This is a genomic window from Ochrobactrum sp. PL_is501, from assembly GCF_055816895.1.
This window is the reverse complement of record NZ_JBVPGR010000037.1, coordinates 149,211-170,130: the sequence shown is the minus strand read 5'-3', so window position 1 is coordinate 170,130 and position 20,920 is coordinate 149,211. Positions and strand designations below refer to the sequence as shown.

The 20,920-nt window shown below is 55.8% G+C and carries 17 protein-coding genes; 7 read left to right on the top strand and 10 right to left on the bottom strand.

Annotated elements, in window-relative coordinates:
* Positions 1 to 27: 27 nt before the first annotated feature.
* Genes AC0TOF_RS16725 through AC0TOF_RS16715 form a run of 3 tightly spaced genes read right to left on the bottom strand, consistent with a single transcriptional unit; the run spans position 28 to position 4,010 of the window.
* Positions 28 to 1,248, bottom strand: a complete 1,221-nt coding sequence (locus tag AC0TOF_RS16725; protein WP_473769066.1) for a TIGR03862 family flavoprotein — start codon at positions 1,246 to 1,248, stop codon at positions 28 to 30.
* Between the two features lie 24 nt (positions 1,249 to 1,272).
* Complete coding sequence (gene cckA, locus AC0TOF_RS16720; protein WP_473769065.1) at positions 1,273 to 3,846, bottom strand: cell cycle histidine kinase CckA; 2,574 nt, start codon at positions 3,844 to 3,846, stop codon at positions 1,273 to 1,275.
* The gene (locus tag AC0TOF_RS16715) at positions 3,846 to 4,010 is read right to left on the bottom strand and encodes a hypothetical protein (protein ID WP_473769064.1); all 165 of its coding nucleotides are present in this window, start codon (positions 4,008 to 4,010) and stop codon (positions 3,846 to 3,848) included. Before AC0TOF_RS16715 ends, cckA begins: the two co-directional genes overlap by 1 nt.
* A 254-nt stretch (positions 4,011 to 4,264) precedes the next feature.
* Here AC0TOF_RS16715 and AC0TOF_RS16710 point away from each other — a divergent pair, with 254 nt between their 5' ends.
* The gene (locus tag AC0TOF_RS16710) at positions 4,265 to 5,542 is read left to right on the top strand and encodes a flagellar biosynthetic protein FliO (RefSeq protein ID WP_473769063.1); all 1,278 of its coding nucleotides are present in this window, start codon (positions 4,265 to 4,267) and stop codon (positions 5,540 to 5,542) included.
* A gap of 213 nt (positions 5,543 to 5,755) precedes the next feature.
* Here AC0TOF_RS16710 and dksA read toward each other — a convergent pair whose 3' ends face one another.
* The gene (gene dksA / locus AC0TOF_RS16705; RefSeq protein WP_006466858.1) at positions 5,756 to 6,172 is read right to left on the bottom strand and encodes an RNA polymerase-binding protein DksA; all 417 of its coding nucleotides are present in this window, start codon (positions 6,170 to 6,172) and stop codon (positions 5,756 to 5,758) included.
* Between the two features lie 389 nt (positions 6,173 to 6,561).
* Here dksA and AC0TOF_RS16700 point away from each other — a divergent pair, with 389 nt between their 5' ends.
* The 4 genes from AC0TOF_RS16700 to AC0TOF_RS16685 all read left to right on the top strand — a co-directional run bounded on the left by AC0TOF_RS16700 (position 6,562) and on the right by AC0TOF_RS16685 (position 10,474).
* Positions 6,562 to 7,062, top strand: a complete 501-nt coding sequence (locus AC0TOF_RS16700; RefSeq protein WP_473769062.1) for a SixA phosphatase family protein — start codon at positions 6,562 to 6,564, stop codon at positions 7,060 to 7,062.
* A 92-nt stretch (positions 7,063 to 7,154) separates the two neighbouring features.
* Complete coding sequence (locus AC0TOF_RS16695) at positions 7,155 to 8,615, top strand: YcjX family GTP-binding protein (protein ID WP_473769061.1); 1,461 nt, start codon at positions 7,155 to 7,157, stop codon at positions 8,613 to 8,615.
* Positions 8,612 to 9,694, top strand: a complete 1,083-nt coding sequence (locus AC0TOF_RS16690) for a YcjF family protein (RefSeq protein ID WP_473769060.1) — start codon at positions 8,612 to 8,614, stop codon at positions 9,692 to 9,694. The genes AC0TOF_RS16695 and AC0TOF_RS16690 overlap by 4 nt, the downstream gene beginning before the upstream one ends.
* Before the next feature lie 246 nt (positions 9,695 to 9,940).
* Positions 9,941 to 10,474, top strand: a complete 534-nt coding sequence (locus AC0TOF_RS16685) for a hypothetical protein (RefSeq protein WP_122001706.1) — start codon at positions 9,941 to 9,943, stop codon at positions 10,472 to 10,474.
* Positions 10,475 to 10,482: 8 nt separating this feature from the next.
* On the opposite strand, the gene folK is transcribed toward AC0TOF_RS16685, so the two are convergent.
* The 3 genes from folK to folP are packed head-to-tail and all read right to left on the bottom strand — an operon-like array spanning position 10,483 to position 12,222.
* On the bottom strand, positions 10,483 to 11,013 hold the full coding sequence (folK, locus tag AC0TOF_RS16680; protein WP_473769059.1) for a 2-amino-4-hydroxy-6-hydroxymethyldihydropteridine diphosphokinase: 531 nt from the start codon (positions 11,011 to 11,013) through the stop codon (positions 10,483 to 10,485).
* Positions 11,010 to 11,369, bottom strand: a complete 360-nt coding sequence (gene folB / locus AC0TOF_RS16675; RefSeq protein WP_122001704.1) for a dihydroneopterin aldolase — start codon at positions 11,367 to 11,369, stop codon at positions 11,010 to 11,012. The genes folK and folB overlap by 4 nt, the downstream gene beginning before the upstream one ends.
* 4 nt (positions 11,370 to 11,373) lie before the next feature.
* The gene (gene folP, locus AC0TOF_RS16670) at positions 11,374 to 12,222 is read right to left on the bottom strand and encodes a dihydropteroate synthase (protein ID WP_473769058.1); all 849 of its coding nucleotides are present in this window, start codon (positions 12,220 to 12,222) and stop codon (positions 11,374 to 11,376) included.
* Positions 12,223 to 12,393: 171 nt separating this feature from the next.
* On the opposite strand from folP, the gene AC0TOF_RS16665 reads away from it, so the two are divergent.
* Entirely contained in the window at positions 12,394 to 13,014 is a 621-nt protein-coding gene (locus AC0TOF_RS16665; protein WP_122001743.1) for a DUF922 domain-containing protein, read from the top strand.
* A 193-nt stretch (positions 13,015 to 13,207) separates the two neighbouring features.
* On the opposite strand, the gene AC0TOF_RS16660 is transcribed toward AC0TOF_RS16665, so the two are convergent.
* The gene (locus AC0TOF_RS16660) at positions 13,208 to 13,531 is read right to left on the bottom strand and encodes a 2Fe-2S iron-sulfur cluster-binding protein (protein WP_122001742.1); all 324 of its coding nucleotides are present in this window, start codon (positions 13,529 to 13,531) and stop codon (positions 13,208 to 13,210) included.
* A 629-nt stretch (positions 13,532 to 14,160) separates the two neighbouring features.
* Here AC0TOF_RS16660 and AC0TOF_RS16655 point away from each other — a divergent pair.
* Entirely contained in the window at positions 14,161 to 19,011 is a 4,851-nt protein-coding gene (locus AC0TOF_RS16655; RefSeq protein WP_473769057.1) for an apolipoprotein A-IV repeat region-like domain-containing protein, read from the top strand.
* Between the two features lie 286 nt (positions 19,012 to 19,297).
* On the opposite strand, the gene AC0TOF_RS16650 is transcribed toward AC0TOF_RS16655, so the two are convergent.
* Both AC0TOF_RS16650 and AC0TOF_RS16645 read right to left on the bottom strand, forming a co-directional pair.
* Positions 19,298 to 19,900, bottom strand: a complete 603-nt coding sequence (locus tag AC0TOF_RS16650; RefSeq protein WP_473769056.1) for an ABC-type transport auxiliary lipoprotein family protein — start codon at positions 19,898 to 19,900, stop codon at positions 19,298 to 19,300.
* Positions 19,901 to 19,923: 23 nt separating this feature from the next.
* Positions 19,924 to 20,919, bottom strand: a complete 996-nt coding sequence (locus AC0TOF_RS16645; protein WP_122001701.1) for an MlaD family protein — start codon at positions 20,917 to 20,919, stop codon at positions 19,924 to 19,926.
* Position 20,920 lies beyond the last annotated feature (1 nt).

Here is a 20,920-nt window from a genome sequence, read left to right as displayed (position 1 = left end):
CCTGCGGTCGGTCAAGATCGCGTTGACTTAACTCGGGTTACGCGTATTTCTGGCCTTGATCCATGCATCAATTCCATCGGCTGCAGCGCGCCCCATCGCGAAACAGGCTGTCAGCAGATAACCGCCCGTCGGAGCTTCCCAATCAATCATTTCGCCAGCGACGAAGATGCCGGGCAGCTTTGGAAGCATGTAATTTTCGTCGATTTCGTGCCAGCGAATACCACCTGCCGATGAAATCGCCTCACTAAGCGGGCGCGGACGAAGAAGCGGTACCGAAAGCGCTTTGATCGCACGGGCCAGCTCTTTCGGATTCTTGTTACGCGTGAATTCCGTCACGAGGGCCGCTTTCACACCTGTCAGGCCAGCGCTCTTGCGTAAGAGATTGCCAAAGCTGAGCTTCGCATCCTGCCGGGCAATATCGTTTTCCAGCCGCTCCAGGCTTCGCCCCGGAACAAGATCGAGCGTTAAAGACACCCTCCCGTTTTCTTCCAAGCTGTCGCGCAGTGCTGCGGAATGCGCATAAACGAGACTTCCTTCGATTCCACCGCGCGTAATGACGAACTCGCCCTGTATCGTACCTGCATCGGATGTCGCGGTAACGGACTTCACAGGCTCCCCGGCAAAGCGTTCAGCAAAGAAATCGCTCCAGGCAACATCAAAACCGCAATTGGCAGGGCGGAAAGGCGCGATGTCGATTGATTTGTGTCGAAATTCGTCGATCCAGTGTCCATTCGAGCCGAGTTTCGGCCAGCTTCCACCGCCAAAAGCAAAAAGCGCGGCGTCACATGCAATCGCCTCAACGCCATCCGGGGTCTCGATCAGAAGGTCGTTGCCCTTGAAACCAACCCAGCGATGCCGTTTGAGTATCCGAACGCCCTGTTCTTCAAGACGTTTTCCCCAGCCCCGCAGAAGTGGCGACGCCTTCATTGCTTTGGGAAAAACGCGACCGGATGACCCCACAAAAGTATCGGCATCCAAACTATCGGCCCAGGCTCGCAATTCCGTCGGACCGAAAACAGTCAATGCTGGAAGAAGCCGATCACTACTGGCGCCGAAGCGCTTTGCGAAAGCCGCAAAACACTCCGAATGCGTAATATTGAGGCCAGATTTGCCCGCAAGCAGGAACTTGCGGCCAATCGTGGGCATCTGCTCGTACACCGTCACACGGTATCCCCGCACCGACAGTCTTTCGGCAGCCATCAGGCCAGACGGGCCGCCGCCGAGAATAGCAATATCGCCCTCAGGCATTATGATCGAAGCCTCGTCGAAGCATTAATCCTGCTTCTCCAGCATTTCCTTAACTGTAGTGGCCAACTGCTTGAGCGAAAAGGGCTTCGGCAGGAATCCGAATTTTGCATCGGCTGGAAGATTGCGTGCAAAAGCGTCCTCCGCATAGCCCGACACGAAAATGAACTTGATGTCCGGATGCGTCTTGCGCAACTCGCGCAGAAGCGTCGGGCCATCCATTTCGGGCATGACCACATCCGACACAACAATATCGACCTCGCCGCCAAGTTCAGCCATCACCTCAAGCGCTTCGACGCCGGAAGCCGCTTCGTGGACCGTGTAACCCCGCGACTGGAGCGCGCGTACCCCGCCCATGCGGACTGCATCCTCGTCTTCCACAAGAAGCACTGTTGCGGAACCGGAAAGATCGGTTGCTTTCTCGACCTTCTTTTCCTTCACGACGACAGGCGCATCGTCGGCGCGCTTTTCCTCGATGAGGCGCGGCAGGAATATCTTGAAGGTCGTGCCTTTTCCGACTTCGGAATCACAATAGATGAAGCCGCCGGTCTGCTTGATGATACCATAGACCATCGACAAACCGAGGCCAGTGCCCTTGCCTACTTCCTTCGTCGTGAAGAATGGCTCAAAAATCTTTTCAAGCACGTCTGCGGGTATGCCTGTGCCGGTGTCTTCGACTTCAAACACAACATAATCCGCTTCCGGCAGATCGCGATATTGAAGCTTTGCAGCTTCCTGCATCGGCACGTTGCGGGTACGAAGCGTGATTTCACCGCCCTCCGGCATGGCATCGCGCGCGTTGACCGCCAGATTGACGGCAACCTGTTCGAACTGTCCGAGATCGGCCTTGACCGGCCACAGATCGCGTCCGTGATCGATCTTCAGCTCGATATCCTTGCCCACCAGGCGCGCGAGAAGCATGCGCAGATCGGCCAGAACGTCAGTCAGGTCGAGGACTTCCGGACGCAACGTCTGACGGCGCGAGAACGCCAGCAACTGGCGCACAAGAGAGGCGGCGCGATTGGCGTTCTGCTTAATGTTCATGATGTCCGGGAAAGACGGATCGGACGCACGATGATTGGTCAACAGAAGGTCCGACGACATGATGATCGCAGTCAAGACATTGTTGAAGTCATGCGCAATACCGCCTGCGAGCTGACCGACAGCCTGCATCTTCTGGCTTTGCGCCATCTGGTTTTCGAGAGCTTTCTGCTCGGTCGTCTCGACGGCGGAGATAATCGCCGCCTCTTCGGCGCGCTCGCCACCCAGGTCGGTAACGGGGCTCATATAAAAGCGGATGTGCCGCTCTTCATTGCCCGGCAACACCGTATCGACGGGGGAAATGCTGGCTTGCCCTGCAAAGGCGGCAGCCAGCGCCCTGTTGAAAGTTTCGCGGTCGCGTTCATGCACGACGATTTCAAGTTTCGCATTGCCGTCAATCGCATCGCGATCGACAACGGGCGCGAAAATATCGAGGAAGCGTGCATTGGTGCGCAAAATATGCCCGCCCGCATCAACTGCCGCGATGGCCATCGGAGCCGAATTGAAGAACCGCGTGAAGCGCACTTCGGCGGAGCGCAGCGCCATTGACGAATCTTCACCCTCCGCACGATCCAGAACGATGGTGCGGCTCGTCCCGCGTGTACCATCGCGTGCAGCCTGAACACGGTGATAGAAGCGAACGGCGAGGCTCTGTCCGTTGCGCTTGATGAGGTCGAGATCGATGACCGTGTTGCGGCTTGTACCCGGTTCGGCTTTCACCGCCTTGATGAGCGCCATTCCACTGCCCGCCACGATATCGTTGAGCGTCAGTGATCCGGGCGTGAACTGGGTCAGATCAACGCCAAGCCATTCGGCAAGCGTCGCATTGAGGTAGATGATCCGGCCCGAAGGATCAGCGGAGAAAAAGCCGGCTGGCGCGTGGTCCAGATGATTGATGGCTTCCTGAAGTTCCTGAAAGAAACGCTCCTGCTCCGCACGCTCGTCGGAAATATCCGCAATCTGCCAGGCGACGAGCGGACTTTTAAACTCCTGTCCCGCCTCGATGGGGCGCGCCTTGATGCGATACCAGACTGGTGCCAGCGAACCATGCCCTTCTCGGGAAAGACCGCCGGAAAGACGCACTTCTTCCTGTGCCGACAGGCCATCGCGAACTGCATTGGTCAGGCGATAAATGGCATCCGATGCCGCCGGTTCTGCCGTCAGCACATTATCGAGCGAGCGAACGCCTTCCGCATTCGCAACGCCGGTCATCACTGCATAAGCCTGATTGGCGTAAACGATCTGCCCCCGCGCATCGGAAATGACCGTTCCTTCCGGCTGCGAATCCATGAAGGAATGAGCGAGATCCTGCTCGCCGTTCTTCTGGCTGAACTGGATCAGGCCTGTTGCCGCGCCGAAGAGATAAAAGACGCCAACCATGGACAGAATGCCCATAAGGACAAGAGCAAATCCATCTCCAACTTGATCGCGAAACAGAAAATAGGCGATTGCTGCGACAGTCAGGAGGACGCCGACGATCAGCAGTCGAAGGGCTCCGCTGCGGTTGCGCTTTGGCATTACAAGGGGTTTCGGATAGGCGTTGTCCGTCTGTCGCGACATCAAGCCAGTTGCCCTTTCATGTTGCGTGGCTGGGTATCAAATGGCTGCTGCAAGCCATTTGTTTTTTCGATCAGCCAGGACGTCATTTCAATCATCCGCATATCCGATTTTCTCGAATGCACTTTTCTGCGCAATTCAGCTGCCGCGTGGCGCGGCGCAGCCAATATGTCTGGGTATATCCGATTCGCAGAATGCTTTAATTGGCGAGCAGCACAAGCATTGGTACACCGAAACAGCGCAAATTGGACTTTTTTGCACTGTTTTGCCTGGGGATCATATATTTCCCGCAATTCGAACAAACATTCCCAAGCCAGAAAAATTCAACTACTGTACCACCCACGTGATGACGCGGAGTGTAGGGGAAACGCAGTCTCCGCTCATCGCAAGTTTTTCGTTTATTGTATAAGAGGGTATCCGCATGAAGGAATGGCTCACCGGCATCGTTGGAGAGAGCACGGCTAATATTGTTGGCTTCGTCCTGATATTTGCGATCATTCTTGGCGGAATTTTCGTTGTTCTCAGTATCATTCGTCGTTTCAGCCGTGGAACTTTCGTCGCTAACGGGCGCACGCGCCAGCCGCGTCTTTCGGTGATGGACGCCGCAGCAGTCGACAGCAAGCGCAAGCTTGTTCTGATCCGTCGTGATGATGTGGAACACCTGTTGCTTATTGGCGGCCCCACCGATGTGGTGGTCGAGCAAAACATCATCATGGAATCGCGCGCCCATGCCCGCATCCAGACCTCACGTATAGAACCCGAACACATCGAGCGCTTCAAGCAGCATGAGGCGACCCTGACGAACGAAAAGGCGGAGCGCCCTGCTCTTTCGCTGCACACACCACAGGCTGAAGGGAATGATGAAGCAATCCAGCTGACTTCGGCAATCGAAACGCCGGTTTATCGCAAGCCTGAAGCACAGCCGGAGGCGCCCGTGCAGCAAGCCGCCTCGCCTGTTCGTGTTACTCCGCAGGCCCCAACCACACCTGTCCCGCCGCGGCCAGCTGCAGAGCCGAAATCCAGCCAACCGGTCCAGCAGCGTCCACAACCGCGCCCGGCACCGAACTATCCGCCGCAGCCACGGACGGTATTACCGCCCCGCCCCGCACAATCCCAACCGCAATCAACCCGCGCCCATCCTGCTTATCCGTTGAGCCAGGTTTCCCGCGGCGTTCTGAGCTCAACCTCATCGGGCACGGCCACCGCCGCAGCCAGCGTTGCGACGACGGCTTCGGTCGCTTCTGCAAATCTCGGCAGCATCGTTCCAGAACGCGAAACGACTGTTGCCGACAAATCCACAACGCTTGACGTAACGGGCCCGACAGTCTCCTCGACTGCCACGCCAGCCTTCACTCCCTCCGCCGAACCCCAGCGGATCGAGCCGGAAATTGCGGGGGCAGCCCCCGCTTCATTGGAACCAGAGGCTGCCTCGACAGAAACGGCAGACGACGATCTGCTCGATCTCGGCGACGCATTGCATGACGCAATCACGGCAGACATCCGATCGCAGAGCACTACCAACGAGACCACCAAGGAAGAGGCTTCGTTCGATACTGAATTCTTCGAAAATGAGCTTCTCAGTTCGCTTGATATTTCCGCAGCGGATGACGCCGCTGAAGAGAAAACCGGGAATGATATCGAGGATGAAATGGAAAAGCTTCTCGGTGAATTGACCAAGGATGAAATTCGCAGAAACTGATGTTTCCGTTAAAGCTTATCTCGATACTAAGAAAATAGGCTGCGGAAACCGCAGCCTAAAATTTTTCAAACCGTCTCGAAACTGAAGCATGTCCCTCAAAATGGGAACCGGTTTCCAACTATTCTGTTTTAACCGGAAACGCCCCAGCCGCATCTACCCAAAAATCAGATCAGATTCTTGAAAGGTAAGACGCGAGGATGCAGCCTTAAGGCTCTAATCGTCGCGATAGACTTTCTCACGACGCTCATGACGCTCCTGCGCTTCGATGGAAAGCGTAGCGATCGGACGCGCATCAAGCCGCTTCAAGCTGATAGGTTCTCCCGTTTCCTCGCAGAAGCCGTATGTTCCTTCATCGATGCGGCTCAAGGCTGCGTCAATTTTGGATATCAATTTGCGCTGTCTGTCGCGAGCTCGTAGCTCAATTGCCCGATCCGTTTCGGAGGATGCCCTGTCCGCCAGGTCGGGATGGTTGGCATTTTCCTGCTGTAGCGCCTCAAGCGTTTCGCGCGCTTCTCGCAGAATATCATTCTTCCACGCGATCAGTTTCGCGCGAAAGTAAGACTTCTGCCGCTCATTCATGAACGGCTCGTCTTCAGTGGGCCTATAGTCAAGGTCGATCAATTCACTCATTCTGAATCACCCCACATCTAGGAGACGCGAGCGGTTATATAGTTCCATAGCAACAAGGACACAACATCAAACAAGCGTATCTCACTACTTTTTAGTGCATCAGTTTTGTATGATTTTGCATGAAAATTAAGCAATTCAAAATTCTCCGGAAAAATTCATTGGTTAGACTTTGGAAATGACTTCAAACAATTACAGGCAAATCGCATATAAATTCCAGACGAAACGAACATCAACCTTAGGACGCATGGCCCGCCCAACAATTAGGCAGACCGAGGCTGTGAATATTGCTGACAGACATCAAAAAATCGCGAGAATGAACGCCAACAGCGCCCATTTGCGCTCAAAATGCGGCAAGAAAATTCGCAATCACACAAATTGGAACGTTACAGATGAGTCGTTTGCTTCTCCTAAGGCATGCCAGAGCCATGTGGGCAAAACCTGGAATGAAGGATTTCGACCGCCCGCTGGATGAGGAAGGAAAAACATCACTCGACCGGCTTGCAAGGACTATGAAGTCTGTCGGCCTCTATCCTGATATGGTTGTTCTTTCCGGTTCGCGTCGAACCAGAGAAACTGCTTACGGGATCATGGAACAGCTGAAGATCGAGGCGGAACCCATCATTGATGACGCGATCTATAGCGGCGGGGCGGCCGACTATATGCAATCAATACGCAGATATGGCGATGTGCCCACCCTCCTGCTCGTCGGGCACAATCCCAGCATTGAAGATCTCGCGCTCGCCTTGTGTAGCGATGGCGACAAGGACGGTCTTCTGAAACTTCGCGCAGGTTTTCCAACAGCAGCACTGGCGAACATCACATTCCCCGCGTCGTTGGGCGAGCTTGAGCGCGGCACGGGCTATCTCGAAAGCTTCATCCTGCCCCAATAGATTTTCCGTAACTGCAGTGACCTTCCTTGCCAAGACGACTGGCTCGCCCCTATCTATAGCTCTGACAGAGCACCGAATTCGGCGAGGGATAATTGGCTAAGCTGACGAGTATTGGCGACGAAGCAAAGATCGCACTGGATACGCTGGCAGATCGTGCGACCGGACTTCTATCTCCGTCATTGCGGCTTGGCGTCACTGGATTGTCTCGCGCGGGAAAGACGGTTTTCATCACAGCCCTCGTCCATAATATGCTGCACGGCGGCAGACTCCCGATGTTCGAAGCCTATAAATCAGGCCGCATTTCGCGTGCATTGCTCGAACCGCAGCCGGACGATGCGGTCCCTCGCTTTCAATATGAAGAGCATCTGTCGGCATTGATCGATGAGCGCATCTGGCCAGACTCCACTCGTGCAATTTCCCAATTGCGCCTGACAATCGAATATGAATCCGCCTCTGCCTGGGGACGATGGTTGTCGCCCGGCAAACTCTCTGTCGATATTGTCGACTATCCCGGTGAGTGGCTGCTCGACCTGCCCCTGCTTGGCAAATCCTATGCCGAATTCAGTGCGGACTCCTTTGCTCTGGCTCACGAGCCGACGCACAAGGATTTGGCTCGGGAATGGATCGCTGAAGCTTCCCTCGTCAAAGCGTCTGAAAAAGCAGATGAACTGACCGCACAGCGCCTTGCCAGAAGCTTCACAGCTTACTTGCGTGCAGGCAAAGCTGATGAGCGTGCACTATCCACCCTGCCGCCCGGGCGTTTCCTGATGCCGGGCGACCTTGAGGGCTCACCTGCCCTGACATTTGCTCCACTTCCAAACCTGAAACCCGACGATCTGAAGCCGGGTTCCTTGGGCGCCATGATGGAACGGCGCTACGAAGCCTATAAAACCTATGTCATCAAGCCGTTTTTTCGCGAACATATTGCGCGGCTCGACCGGCAAATCGTGCTTATCGATGCCATGCAGGCGATGAATGCGGGCGGCGCGGTCGTTGCCGATCTGGAACGCGCCCTTACCGATATTCTGTCCTGCTTCCGGCCCGGCCGTTCGAACCTGCTGACTGGCCTGATCCAGCGCCGGATCGGGCGCATTCTTGTCGCCGCAACCAAAGCCGACCACCTGCATCATGAAAGTCACGACCGCCTGCAAGCTATCGTGCGACGACTGGTGGAACGAGCCATCGAACGTGCCGATTTTTCCGGCGCGGATATTGATGTTCTCGCCATGGCGGCAGTTCGCGCCACCCGCGAGGCAACGGTGACGCAAGGCAAGGAAACCCTACCTGTCATCGTCGGCACACCGCTGAAAGGCGAAAAGATCGACGGCCAGCTATTCGATGGTGAAAGTGAAACCGCCATATTTCCCGGTGACTTGCCAAAAAATCCCAATGCAATCTTCGAGCAGTCCTTTGCTGAAAACGAGCCGACCATTCGCTTCGTGCGTTTTCGTCCGCCCCGGCTTGAGCGTACGGCCGAAGGCATAACGCTTTCCCTTCCGCATATAAGGCTGGATCGCGCCTTGCAGTTTCTGATTGGGGACCGTCTCGCATGACTGATAAGACGCCGCGCAAACCAGCATCCTTTGCGGTAAACCAGCCTTCGGCCCGCCCTGAAGCAGTGGAAGAAACACCTCGCCGTCCTCGTGCAGTGCGCGACCTTGACGCGGTAGTGTCACAACCGGATGTCTTTGCATTGAGTGATGAGGAAGCCGCGGAACTGGAAATTCTCGATCCGTCATTGGAAGTGCCTGAACGCAAGGGCTGGTCGCTCGGCAGAATACTTTTCGGGGCACTCGGCATCCTTGTTTCATTCGCTGTCGGCATCTGGACCGAAGACCTTATCCGGGCGCTGTTTGCCCGTGCGGACTGGCTCGGTTGGACGGCCTTGGGTGTCGCCATGATCGCGCTCGCCGCCTTTATTGCTATCGTCGTTCGCGAATTATTCGCGCTCCGTCGTCTCGCTTCCGTGCAGCATCTTCGTAAAAATGCGGCAGATGCGGCGGAACGTGACGATATGGCGGCAGCCAGAAAAGCCGTGGATGCGCTGCGCTCGATTGCGGCGGGCTTGCCGGAAACTGCGCGCGGACGACAGCTTCTGGATGGCCTGACTGACGATATTATTGATGGGCGGAACTTGATCCAGCTCGCCGAAACGGAAATTCTCCGCCCCCTCGACCGCGAGGCGCGCGCGCTTATTCTGAATGCCTCAAAACGTGTTTCAATCGTCACCGCAATCAGCCCGCGTGCATTGGTCGACATTGGCTATGTCATTTTCGAATCGGCGCGACTGATCCGTCGGCTCTCGCAACTCTATGGCGGGCGCCCCGGCACGCTTGGCTTCGTGAAACTGGCCCGCCGGGTCATCGCTCATCTGGCCGTAACGGGAACGCTGGCCATGGGCGACAGCGTCATACAACAGCTTGTCGGTCATGGCCTCGCCTCCCGGCTTTCTGCCAAGCTGGGCGAAGGCGTCGTCAACGGTCTCATGACCGCCCGTATCGGAATAGCGGCGATGGATGTCGTGCGCCCATTTCCGTTCAATGCGGAAAAACGCCCTGGCATCGGCGACTTTATCGGTGATCTTGCAAGATTAAGCGGCGAACGGACCGATAAAAAGCATTCTGGAAAATAGCGCCATCTTTCCGAAGCATTAACCATTCGCGACGATTATGGATAGATAGAAATCTGCGCCAGAATCGAGCGATCCGGTGTATCGGCACACTCTCCTAATCGTGCCCTTCCCCATCGACCGGCTTATGGCAGCGTCGGAATTTCCGACAGTTTGCGAGGCACGACCGGCTTTTGGTCGTGACATGCTGAAAAACAACGATTAGGAATGACGTCCGATTGAGGTCGTGAATCCGGGACAGAGCTGAATATGAAGAATTGCATCGCCGCCTGCCTGACGCTGCTGCCCGTGTCATTTTCCGCCGCGCCGGTTCTGGCCGCTGACAAGGACAAGCAGTTTTTTCAATCGATCGAAGGCCAATGGTCAGGTCCGGGTGAAATCGTCGCTGGAAAATACAAGGGCACGAAGTTTGTCTGCAATCTTGCTGGCTCGACACCGGATGAAAACATCGGAATGACACTGGATGGCACTTGCCGCGTCGGCGTCTTCTCGCAGCCAATGAAAGCTACTGTAACGCGTGTTGGCTCGGCTTATTCCGGCAAGTTCAATGATGGCGCGGAAGGCAAAGGGCTGGACGTTACATCTGGGTCTGTCAGCGGCAACAAGGTGGTCTTCGGCCTGAACCGCAAGCAGCTCAATGGCGCAATGCTGGCGCGCATCTCCGATCCGAACACGATGAATGTGACGGTTTCCGTTCGCGTCGACAAGGAACTGGTTCCCGTCATCGGCATGAATCTGAAGCGCGTCGATAATATCGCTGTCGGCAGCATCGCCAAGAACTGACAAGAAGTCTATTCGTGCCACCAGCCCGCATCCGTGCGGGCTTTTTCTATTCCGGATTGTTCGATCCTCGCTTTCCAGGCCGCGACAGACTGGCCCGCAATTTCAAGGCTCGGTGCAATATCGTTCAAAGGCACCAGAACGAAAGCCCGTTCGTGCATGCGCGGATGCGGTAACTCAAGCTTGGCGTCTGCCATGTTAATGACTTGTCCGGCATCGTCCTGCATTGCCAATATGTCGATATCGATAATGCGTGGCCCCCATCGCTCCAGCCTCACACGCTTTAAGGAACGCTCAACGTCGAGGCAGATCGCAATCAGATCCAAAGGTTGCAACGCAGTTTCGATTTCAGCGCAGGCATTGTGAAACCACGCCTGGTCCGTCTTTCCCCAAGGCGGCGTGCGATAAACCGGCGAAACGGCGACGATATTCGTGTCTGCTCGTTCGTTCAGGATGCGCAGGGCCTTACCCATCGAAGCAACCGGGTCGTCGATATTTCCGCCCAGTCCCAGCCAGGCGCGATAATGTCTGTCTGTGGTCACTGCGGATAAACCACGGTCACTTCAACATGATCCAGCACACCCGGAACCGGTGCGTTCGGCTTGCGTACAGTAATTTCAGCGCGCTTTACCTGCGGGAACCGGGCAGCCAGTGCCTTGGCGACATCAAGAGCCAGCGTCTCGATCAAATAGCGCTGACGGCCTGTGACGATATCCTGAATGACGGCGAAAGCGATACCGTAATGTACGGTTCCCTCGATATCGTCATTTTCCAGCGCGTTTCCCGGATCGACATCCAGAATGGCGTCGACGTAAAAGCGCTGTCCCAGCTTGTGCTCTTCATCGAAAACGCCGTGGTGCGCGAAAAACGCGCAATTCATCATTCGGATCGTGTACACGGCTTCACTTTCTGTTTTCACTGCGTCGGGATTGCAGGATATCATCTGCAACGGCAAGTGCATCTCTATTAAAAGCGACATTGTGAACACGGAAGATGTCGGCACCGGCCAAACGCAATGCGACCGACGTTGCCGCTGTTCCTATGTCACGGTCGAGTGGATTTTCCCTGCCCGTCATGCCGCCGATGAAACGTTTGCGCGATGTGCCGACCAGCAACGGAAATTCGAGTTTCTGTAGTTCATCCGCTCTGGCCAACAGCGCAACATCCTCATCCTTGTTCTTGCCGAAACCGAAACCGGGATCGAGCACGATATGGGACGGGTCGATGCCGGCCTTTCGCGCTATGTCCAGAGAAATATTCAGGAACGAGAACTGATCTTCGATGACATCGGCGAGAACCAGCCGGTCCCTGCTGGTGTGCATGATGACCAATCCTGCGCTGCTCTTTTTGGCCACATGGGCAATTTCCGGTTCACGCTGGAGTCCCCAGACGTCATTGACGATATGTGCTCCGGCATTGACCGCAGCCTGCGCGGTCGCCGCGCGGTAAGTATCGACGGAAATGATGCAATCGTATTTCTTTGCCAATGCCTCGATGACAGGAACGACACGAGAGATTTCCGTTTCGGCATCAACGGCAGCGGCTCCGGGGCGGGTCGATTCCCCTCCCACGTCGATGATTGTCGCGCCATCAGCGAGCATCTGCCCCGCCGCTTCAACGGCCTTCTCCAGATCGTTATGATGGCCGCCATCAGAAAAAGAATCTGGCGTGACATTCAATATGCCCATGATCACTGACTTGTCGCCTAATCGGAGACTTCGTCCGTGAGCAAGATGCCATTCTTTCGTCATAGCGAAATGTTCCTGTGCCAATTCTTCGGGCATTAGATCGTGGCGAGGTTGCAACCAACCTCGCCTAAAGTCATTTTGTCGGAGGCGTTATAGTTCTCTTGACGATTGCATGCCATGCTCGCGGCAGAAAAAAGCGAATTTCTTACCGGTTTTAGAAAGAGGTGTCAGGACATGAATTTAAAGAAGAAGGTTCTGGCTCTCAGTGCAATTCTTTCTCTCTTGACCCCGCAGGCAGAAGCAGCAGCGATTTTTCGCAAATTCAACTATTATACCGTGAGCGGTAAAACAGCAGCCGACCTCGACAAGGCTCTTTCCCGTAACGGGCCTTTCCTAAAAAAAACTGGTCAACATCATCCGGGTGCTGCCGAAATCCGTTTCGATGCCAAAGTGCGCTATGGTCGCGCGCCAGGAACGGCGTGCAAGGTGCAGGATGTCTATGTAAATGTTCACGCGAAGGTATCCCTGCCCCGCTGGAAACAACGTCGCAAGGCAACGCCGGAATTGGCTTTGATCTGGGATACGCTGTTGCAGGATATTCGCCGTCACGAAGAAAGCCATATCGTCATCGCACGCAGCTTCGCAAGCGAGATGGAACGAAAAATACGCGGTTTGCGTACTCGCCCGGATTGTGCGGTTTTGCGGGCCGACATAGATAAAGTGACCGCGCGTCTCATGGAGGCGCATGACAAGCAGCAGCAGCAGTTTGACCGGGTCGAAACGATCAATTTCGAAAATCGTTTCACGCGTTTGTTGACTTACCGCCTTGAACGCGCCCAGCAGGCATCCAAATAGAACGGGCCTGAAATTATGTGCGATAGGTCCGCAGCACCGACAATTGCAACGTCGATCTGCGGTTCAACGCCCAACCTATCACCTTTTCTTTGGGCTTAAAGCGCGTTGCATTTTATCTTACGCATATGACGCGCTTTAAGTTTTTGTTTTCATGCATGTCCCAAAATCGGTTCCCACTTTTGGGAGACATGCATTAGTTCTGGCGCTCTGGCACCTGCACGACAAGACCTTCAAGATCATCCGAGACGCGGATCTGACATGAGAGGCGCGAGGTAGGGCGAACTTCATAGGCGAAATCCAACATGTCCTCTTCCATCGCATCGGGACCACCGACAGTGTCGGCCCAGTCGCCGTCTACATAGACATGGCAGGTTGCGCAGGCGCAGGCCCCGCCGCATTCCGCATCGATACCGGGAATGCCATTGCGAATGGCAGCTTCCATCACGCTTGACCCGTTATCGGCTTCAACCTCGGTCCGTGTCGCGCCATCAGCTGATACGAATACGATCTTCGTCATCTTCATTCCTTGAAATACGCAAATTCCGCGATCCTTAATTTGAGCATCCATCAGTGGTTCGGCGGAAAACGCAAATAAACTCGGAATGGCAGATACGGCGTTCTGCAAATAGTTTCAACCTTCCTCCCAACCAAGGCTAGAATTGCGCTTTTATGTCATGCATCATGTGTTGGATACCCTGCCTGAGAAATCCGACAGTTGTCTTCACAACAGGAAAACTCTTCCTTGCCGTCAGCCGAAAGTGCATCATATGATATGCCGTAAGGGAGAGTAGGGATAAGGGATAGAATCTCTTGGTCGCCCCTCCACAATCCAGACTTTCGATAATGTACTGTATACACGCAATGCGGGTAATTTTGTTAAGAATCTTGCAGAGACTTTTCGGATCAGGGAAACAGCAACGATCGATTTCCACAACTTGCTGGTAAAGTCCCGAAGCCCGGAAATGTCGAATTTTCACGAATTGATACGGCTTCCGTTAACCTTGTATTTAAAGTTTTAGGTATCGGCAAAAGACGCCTATTTCCTTAACAGACGCTAGCCGATACGATGCAAAATGGCGGAGAAAGTTTGTAACGGCTATTTTTGTGGTCCGGCCGTCACAGTAATGAGTACGAGGTAGGCAAACAATGGCTTCCAAATCCAAGGCACAGAAGCTCGACCTTGAGGTTGAAAAGGCACTGGAACAAGCGCTCGACATCGATTTCGGCGATGATCTTGATATCGACATGGACTTGAGTGCCTTCGATGAAGGCTTCTCCGTCGATGATCTGGAAGAGCAGATTTCGCGCGCGGCTGAAGAGCTGGTTGCCGAGCAGAAGACGAAAACGGCCGAACCGGTCGCTGTTTCGCCAGTGGAAGCGGCTACGAAAGTGGCCACCATCACCACTGCCTCGGTAATAGCGACGCCTGCAGCACCGCCAGTCCCGCCTGTTGTGAAAGCCGCCGGACCTATTGCGCAAGCAACGGCCAATACTCAGCACAAGCCTGCCAATACCTCCAAGGCCGCAACGCCAGCGCCAGAACCTGTCAGCAAGCCTGTTTCCGCTGCGCCTGTTGCGACCGCTGCCAATGTCGCCTCCTCTACCTTCACGCCTGCAAACGACGATTCCCGCAGTGAAAAAGCAATCATCGCAGCTCCACGCCGCGTGACGGAAAACTCGTCGAAGCTGTTCTGGACCACGACCGCGATTAGCGTGCTCTGGGCTGCTGGCGGCGTTGCTCTCAGCAAGGCCATCAATCCTGATGTCTTTTCGAGCCTGCAGGCCACGAAGGACTTCTTCACCTCGCCTGCTGGTCTCGGTGTGGTTGCGGGTGTAGCTCTTCCGGTTGCCATGTTCTGGGGTTTCGCGCAACTCGTTAAGCGTGCGCAGGAAATGCATATGGCCGCGCGCAGCATGTCGGAAGCAGCCATGCGGCTGCTCCAGCCGGAAGCTGTATCCGGCGACCGTGTTTCGACGCTTGGCCAAGCCGTGCGCCGCGAAGTCGCTGCCATGAACGAAGGCATCGAACGCACCCTGGCGCGAGCAGTCGAGCTGGAAACGCTCGTTCAATCGGAAGTCAACCAGCTTGAGCGCGCCTACAGCGACAACGAGGTTCGCATTCGTTCGCTCGTCAGCGATCTGGGCAACGAACGCGAAGCCGTGGTCAGCCACGCCGAGCGTGTGCGCTCGTCCATCTCCGGAGCACATGAACAGTTGAAGGAAGAGCTTTCGAGCGCTTCCAACATCATCCGCGACAATGTTCTGTCGGCTTCGCAGCAGTTGAGCACCCTGCTCACCGAATCGGGCGAACGCCTGATCGGCAGCATCAATGAAAGCGGCGGCGCCATTGCCGAAGCCATCGAGACCCGCACGGGCGACATCGGCTCGCGCATCACGACATCGGGCGAAGCTTTCGCGAATCTGCTCGATACGCGGATCGCGACGCTTGATGAACAGTCGCGCACGGTATCCGATCGTCTCGCAGAAGCTCTTGACGAGCGTACGACTGGCATCGCCAGCCTGCTTGGCAATGCAACCCAATCCATGGTCGGCGAATTCGACGCCCGCCTCGCCAATCTCGAAAGCACGCTCTCCGAACGTGGCCGCTCGCTTCTGTCCGAGTTCGAAGCCCGTGCACATGCCCTCGACAGCAGCACTGAAAAACTCAATGCTGCCCTTGAGACCCGCTCGCGTCAGATCAACGAAAATCTCATCGCTCGCACCCGTGAAATCGCTGAGACCTTCTCCAGCGGCCGCACGTCCTTGAGCGCGATGATCGATGAAACCAAGACAAAGATCGGCGAAGACCTGACGTCCATCGGTGAAAGCGTCGGCAACATTCTTGGCGAAAAGGCTGATGCTTTCGCAGGCAAGCTGGCCGAAAGCCGCGATACTCTGGCTGCTTCGCTGGAAGGCGAGACCGAGCGTGTTTCTGCTGTTATCCGCGGCCATGCCGATACGCTTGCCGCCCGCACGAGCGACATTGAAAATGCCGTGAATGCCAGCGCATCGGCGCTCAACTCGGTTGCCGATAACCATGCGGCAATTCTGGCAGAGCGGACAAACGCGCTCCGCCAGACAATGGAAAGTCACTCCGCATTGCTCAATGCGAGCTTCGCAGACCACGCCAACTCCTTGGAAGAGCGCGCGACCGCACTTCACGGGGTCATCGCAGGCAATCAGGCCATGCTCGCTCAGCTTATGGATGAGCGCGCAGCCGCAATGCGCGATAGCTTCAACGAAAATCGTGAAGTTCTGGCGCGCACTTTCGATGAACGCGTTAATGCATTGCAGGCACTCATTGCCGACAACCAGGAGACGCTTGCACGCATTCTTGACGAACGCGCAAGCAGCATGACCGAATCCATCGGTGCCGGTCGCGATGCCTTCGTCGCCGCTCTGGGTGAACATGTTCGCCAGGTCGAAGAACGCACCAACGGCCTCCACACCGTCTTGAACGATCACAACAATGCCCTCGCCGGCATTCTGGACGGTCATGAGCGCACGATAGAAACCCGTGCAGCGGAAATCCGCGCAACCCTGAGCGAAAGCACCGCCTCGCTCAGCCAGACACTGCAGGATCACGGCGATATTCTTGAACAGCGCACGTCCAATCTGCACAATGCGATTGCCGACAGCAGCTCAACCATCAGCCGCGCATTCGAAGGCCAGACCGGCATTATCGAAGAGCGCACGCAAACGATGGAGAAGGCGCTCGCTATCGGCGTCGACAATGTCCGTCGGGCGCTCGAACAAAGTGCTGGCGTCGTTGCAGGCACGCTGCGTGAGAAGATTGGCGAGGCAGCAAGCACGCTTTCGGCTGAAGCCGCTAAGGCTGGCGAAGCTCTGGACGGTTTTGGCGAGGCATTCAGCGCCCGCCTGATAGACAACCTGTCCGGCACGGAAGCACGCCTTGGTGACCGCGCCGACGCAATTGCCGGTCGTCTTGGCGAGATCGAAAGCCGCCTCACCGGCGAGCTTGGCTCGATCGAAGCCCGTATTGCCAACACGGCGAGCAGAACCAGCGAAACGCTTGCCGGTCATAGCGAAGCCTTTGCGGCCAGCGTTGCCGACAATCTGGCTGGCACAGAAGCCCGCCTCAATGAACGCGCCAGCGCCATCGCAAGCGGTCTTGAGGCAATCGAAAGCCGCCTCACCGGTGAACTCAGCACCATCGAGTCTCGTATCGCGGATACAGCCTCCAAGACGAGCGAAACGCTTGCAGGTCACAGCGAATCCTTCTCGGCCAGCGTTGCCGACAATCTCGCTGGCACGGAAGCCCGCCTCGCGGAACGTGCCGATGCGATTGCAACGCGTCTGGGCGACATTGGCTCGCGCATCACGATGGAACTGGGTTCTGTCGAGGCACGCATCGCCCAGGTCACCGATACGACCGCGGTTACGCTGGAAGAGCGTACCCGCGAACTCAATGCTGTCCTCGCGGCCCGTTCGCAGGAAATCACCAAGATCCTCAACGATACGGCAGAACCGCTCGTACAGCGGCTTGCCGACAGCGGTCGCGGACTGGCGCAACAGCTTGAAGAAGCAACCCACGCCGCAACCGACAGGCTGCGCTCGGAAAATGCCGCTCTGGTCAACGCGCTTGCAAGCCGCACGGCAGAAACCATTGCCGCTGTTCAGCAGGCCAAGACGGGTCTTTCCGATAATGTCAGCGAGCTGATCGACCGCCTTGCTGCGTCGAACGGCGAACTGGGCAAGCTGATTGATGCCGCAACGCGCAATCTCACTGATATTGACGGTCGCCTCGTAGACTCAACTTCGAGCTTCGTTGAGAACACCAATCGTGCCGCGCAGATGTTCCAGGCTTCCACGGGCCTGATCGACAGCAATATCGGCACGTTGCGCGCACTCTCCGACAGCACCCTGTCGCAGATCGCAGACATTGCCGACCGTTTCGAAGAGCATGGAAAGGTTCTCTCCTCAGCTTCCGACATGATCAACACGGCTCAGAACGGCCTCGTCAGTACGCTTGAAGATCGCCATCAGGCGCTCGACAAGCTGGCATCCGGTCTGGTCGAGAAGTCGGAAGGCGTGGAAAAGCTGATGCAGTCCTTCGAGGAATTGGTGACGTCCGCCTTCCAGCGCGCCGAGGGCCAGACAAGGACGTCTGCCGAGAAAATGCGCGAAAGCGTTTCGGAAATCGTGGAACAGGCCGCACAGAAGTTCTCTGCTGCGACCGACGATATCCGCCGCACCGCAAGCGAAATTCGCAACGAACTCAACACGACCCGCGGCGAACTGAAGCGCGGCGTTCTCGACATGCCTGCTGAAGCCAAGGAAACGACAACAGCAATGCGCAAGGCCGTGAGCGAACAGATCAACGCGCTCAAGGAACTCGCGGAAATCGTCAACAAGTCAGGCCGACTGGTGGATGTCGGTGAAAGCCGTGCGGACCGTCCGGTTTCGCGTCCGGCACCGGCAGCAGTTCGCCCGACGCCTGTTCAGGCACCGGCAGATGTTGCAGTGCGTCAGCGCACCTTCGAGGCACCGAAGGCTCAGCCTGCGCAGACAACTACCCAGGCCGAAAAGCCACGTGGATGGGTATCCGATCTTCTTGCCCGCGCATCCCGCGAAGAAGAAGAAGCGGCGCAGCCGAAGGTTCAACCGACCGCAACGCCCCGCTCGCCAAGCCATGTTGTAGAATCTCTGAACTCGCTTTCTGTCGATATTGCGCGTGCGATCGACCACGAAGCTTCGGTAGAGTTGTGGGATCGTTATCGCCGTGGCGAACGGAATGTCTTTACCCGTCGTCTCTACACGCTGAAGGGACAGCAGACCTTTGACGATATCAAGCGCAAGTATCAGACGGATGGTGAATTCCGCCGCGCGGTTGACCGTTACATGGATGACTTCCAGCGTTTGCTGGAAGATGTGGCCCGCAACGACCGTGACAACATGGTGACGCGTACCTATCTCACGTCGGATACCGGCAAGGTTTACACCATGCTTGCACATGCAAGCGGTCGCCTCCGCTAAAAGCTGAATTCAAAGAAACGCGGCCTTCGGGCCGCGTCAGATTGATTACAAACCCCTCGTTTTTGGCATCAGTCAAAAATCGAGGGGTTTTGATTCCGGTCTGCGGTTTGGATTTGTCACGACCCGTGTGTCTAAGATCATTTGCCGCTATCGAAGATTTGTCAGCAGTCTGACGCAGCCCTCGGGTCGCGTTTTGTTTGTCTCGCAGAGATCAAAACGGTTTATTCTGCCCAATAAAAAAGGCCGGCGAAACACACCGACCTTTCATCATTCCATTTGCCTCAGTTTAGAGCGTCGCCACAGTCCAGCTCACGATTTCGCTGGCAGTCCGTTCAAAAGCCGCATTAAGCGCCTTCACATAGGCAGCGTTTGTCGCGCCGCTCACAGGAATGGCTGTCCGGAACACGCGGGTCGCACGTACCTCCCCAGTCTTGTCGTTCATCAGCCTGACGGCCAGTTCGACCACTGCCAGCTTTGGTGAGGCATAGGCCTGAATGCCGAACATACGCAGATCGGTGAGTATCTGATAATTGATTGCCAACCCATCTCCGGGACGGCCAATGCCGCCGAACACACCGGTATTCTCATAAGCCTGTACCAGACGTGACTGCACGATATTGGTCAGCCTGTCGCCCCATTGAGCACCCTTCAGATACTCAATGGAACCCGGAGCAGAGCTTACCACGATATTCTCGCTATCAAGGGCCTTGAGTGCGCTTGGTGTCGGAACCAGCAACTGCGTATTCTTTCGGCTCGGCGCTGACACGCCGGGCTGCGGTGCTGAGAGATTGAAAGTATCGAGCGGCGTTGTTGTCCCACAACCCGCAAGAAATATGCCGAGGAGGATAGAAGCTGAAGCTGTACGACGAAGAGTGCGATATGATTTCATGTCAATAAAGCTGGCTTTGGAAATCAATGACGCGTCCTCCCGTCATACTGGGGTACATTCCCCTTGCCACCAAAAATGAGGCGTTGAGGATTGCGCTCAAGATCGGTAATTGCCTGTTCTATACGTTGAATGGACCGGCGGCTATCCACCACCACGGATTGCACATCACGCAAACCCTGCCCGGAGAAACGCTGAAGATTGTCCGCGATCGGACCCAGTCGTTTATCGAGATTGTCAGATGTCTGGCGGATGGACTCCAATGTTGCCTTTGCCTGCGCGACAACGCCGTCCTTATCGTCACTCGACAGAAGCCTGTCTGTTTTTGCCAGGATAGCATCGACGCGCCCGGAAGCGGCATTCAGACGAGCCATCATGTCCTTCGCATCCGTGACAATCTGATTGATATTCCCAGTGTTCTTGCCAAGCTCCTCAACGATGTTGGCGTTCTTCGCCAGCGCGTCAGTGAAAGTCTTCGTATTATTGATCGTATCCGTCAGCGGTCCACGAGCATCTTTCACGAAGCCTTCCAGCTGACTGAGTACCGAATTCGCGCGCGCCGCAATGTCCTGCGCGGTGGCGAGAAGATTGTTGATTGAAGACGGATCGGCATCAATACGGGCAACTGTCTCGCCCTTCTCGGCTTCTGTCAGCAGATTGGGTTCATCAAGGCGGCCGCCCTTCAGCTCGATATAAGCGAGCCCCGTCAGCCCTTGAAACCCAAGGGTTGCCGTGGTCGAACGAGTAATCGGTGTTGTCGCGTTGACCCGCGTTTTTACGATCACCATTTCCGGATTGGTGGGATCGAGACGCAGCGCCCGAACATCACCAACCTTGATGCCGTTGAACAGGACCTGACTTCCAATTGAAAGACCCGTAACGGAGCCTGGGATACGAACATCGAGTTCCAGAGAATCGCGTGCTTCTCCGAAACGGGCGATCCAGAACACGAAAGCGAAAGCCAAGAGGCTGACGATCAGCGTGAAGACACCCACCAGTACGTAATTGGCTTTAGTTTCCATA

What these genes read in the sequence shown, in the direction of transcription:
- AC0TOF_RS16700 (WP_473769062.1), top strand. Translation starts at nt 6,562, where the DNA reads ATGAGTCGTTTGCTTCTCCTAAGGCATGCCAGAGCCATGTGGGCAAAA.
- AC0TOF_RS16655 (WP_473769057.1), top strand. Translation starts at nt 14,161, where the DNA reads ATGGCTTCCAAATCCAAGGCACAGAAGCTCGACCTTGAGGTTGAAAAG.
- cckA (WP_473769065.1), bottom strand. Translation starts at nt 3,846, where the DNA reads ATGTCGCGACAGACGGACAACGCCTATCCGAAACCCCTTGTAATGCCA.
- dksA (WP_006466858.1), bottom strand. Translation starts at nt 6,172, where the DNA reads ATGAGTGAATTGATCGACCTTGACTATAGGCCCACTGAAGACGAGCCG.
- AC0TOF_RS16660 (WP_122001742.1), bottom strand. Translation starts at nt 13,531, where the DNA reads ATGACGAAGATCGTATTCGTATCAGCTGATGGCGCGACACGGACCGAG.
- AC0TOF_RS16685 (WP_122001706.1), top strand. Translation starts at nt 9,941, where the DNA reads ATGAAGAATTGCATCGCCGCCTGCCTGACGCTGCTGCCCGTGTCATTT.
- AC0TOF_RS16645 (WP_122001701.1), bottom strand. Translation starts at nt 20,919, where the DNA reads ATGGAAACTAAAGCCAATTACGTACTGGTGGGTGTCTTCACGCTGATC.
- AC0TOF_RS16690 (WP_473769060.1), top strand. Translation starts at nt 8,612, where the DNA reads ATGACTGATAAGACGCCGCGCAAACCAGCATCCTTTGCGGTAAACCAG.
- AC0TOF_RS16650 (WP_473769056.1), bottom strand. Translation starts at nt 19,900, where the DNA reads ATGAAATCATATCGCACTCTTCGTCGTACAGCTTCAGCTTCTATCCTC.
- AC0TOF_RS16725 (WP_473769066.1), bottom strand. Translation starts at nt 1,248, where the DNA reads ATGCCTGAGGGCGATATTGCTATTCTCGGCGGCGGCCCGTCTGGCCTG.
- AC0TOF_RS16665 (WP_122001743.1), top strand. Translation starts at nt 12,394, where the DNA reads ATGAATTTAAAGAAGAAGGTTCTGGCTCTCAGTGCAATTCTTTCTCTC.
- AC0TOF_RS16710 (WP_473769063.1), top strand. Translation starts at nt 4,265, where the DNA reads ATGAAGGAATGGCTCACCGGCATCGTTGGAGAGAGCACGGCTAATATT.
- folP (WP_473769058.1), bottom strand. Translation starts at nt 12,222, where the DNA reads ATGACGAAAGAATGGCATCTTGCTCACGGACGAAGTCTCCGATTAGGC.